Origin of the sequence: uncultured Virgibacillus sp. (assembly GCF_947495635.1) — a bacterium.
GTDB classification, from domain to species: Bacteria; Bacillota; Bacilli; order Bacillales; family Amphibacillaceae; genus Virgibacillus; species Virgibacillus salarius.
This window is the reverse complement of sequence record NZ_CANMAB010000199.1, coordinates 1-1,483: the sequence shown is the minus strand read 5'-3', so window position 1 is coordinate 1,483 and position 1,483 is coordinate 1. Positions and strand designations below refer to the sequence as shown.

Here is a 1,483-nt window from a genome sequence, read left to right as displayed (position 1 = left end):
CATAATAGCTACTAGAGGAAGCGTAAATCTGAGCATTTAGTGATAAGGAATGAGCGAATTTTGCTCAGTTTTTCTTATGGTTATAAGCAGACATAATACAAAGGGTTCGTATGTCTCAAGGAGGTGTCATAAAATTGAATGCGCGTAAATGAAAATCTTTGATTATGAATATAATGTGAAATACTTCACAAAATATGGATGAAAATTCGTAGAATTGGTATACTATAGATGTAAAAATTAGAAAGGGTGAAGAAAATGTCAAATATTGTTTTTGTATCACCTGGTAAATATATTCAAGGAAAAGATGCCTTACATCTTATTGGAAAACATGTGAAATCAATCGCAGAAAAGCCACTTATTCTTTCTGATGATGTGGTTTGGGACATAACTAAAGAGACAATTGAAGCAAGCATGAGGGAAGAAAATTTGGACTATCATTATGTTCCGTTTAATGGAGAGGCCTCATTAAGTGAAATAAAAAGAGTGGTAAATGAAGGGAAGGATCATCAGGTAGATGTAGTAGTTGGTGTAGGCGGAGGGAAGACATTGGATACAGCTAAAGCGATAGCAAATGAATTGCATGCTCGTGTTGTTATCGTTCCAACTACTGCTTCAACAGATGCACCTACGAGCGCATTATCTGTGATATATAGTGATGAAGGAGTGTTTGAAAGTTATAAGTTTTATCATAAAAACCCTGACTTAGTACTTGTTGATACTGCAGTTGTCGCCAAAGCTCCAGCTAGATTATTTGCGTCTGGTATTGCTGATGCGATGGCTACATGGGTAGAGGCTCGAGCTACACTGAAGCGCAATGGTGATACGATGGCAGGCGGAAAAACAAGTATTGCAGCTAAGGCAATTGCTAAAGAGTGTGAAAAAACATTATTTGCATATGGAATAGCTGCATATCAAGCAGTAAAAAAAGGATTGGTTACGAATCATGTAGAAGCTGTGGTGGAAGCTAATACATTATTATCAGGATTAGGTTTTGAAAGTGGTGGCTTAGCAGGAGCACATGCCATTCATAATGGATTCACCGTACTCGAAGGTGATATTCACCACCTTACTCATGGCGAAAAGGTTGCATATGGTACATTGGTGCAGTTGCTATTAGAGCTCCATAGCGAGGATGAAATGATAAAATATATTCAATTTTATCGCGAACTTGGTCTTCCAACTACATTACGAGACATGCATTTAGACGATGTTTCTTATGAGGAGCTGCTAAAAGTAGGCGAGGGAGCTACGCAAGAAGGAGAGACGATGAAAAACTTATCACCAAGTATTCAGGCTGGTGATGTTGCTTCAGCTATACTTGCAGTAGATCAGTTAAGCAAACAATTTGTGAATAAGTAATATCAAAAAACTGTCCATGGCGATTTTATCTCATGGACAGTTTTTGTTTCTAAGTTAAGAAAGTATAAAATCAGTGCAATGACTGCGTTAAGCCAAGTAGTTATTTTGAAATGTTTGATGTATA

At 37.2% G+C, this 1,483-nt stretch carries 1 protein-coding gene; it reads left to right on the top strand.

The window, feature by feature from the left end:
- Positions 1-255: 255 nt before the first annotated feature.
- Complete coding sequence (locus Q1A47_RS20435) at positions 256-1,359, top strand: glycerol dehydrogenase (RefSeq protein WP_166529999.1); 1,104 nt, start codon at positions 256-258, stop codon at positions 1,357-1,359.
- Positions 1,360-1,483 lie beyond the last annotated feature (124 nt).

Excerpts from the sequence above, each read along its gene's own strand:
- Q1A47_RS20435 (WP_166529999.1), top strand. The coding sequence starts at position 256 with ATGTCAAATATTGTTTTTGTATCACCTGGTAAATATATTCAAGGAAAA.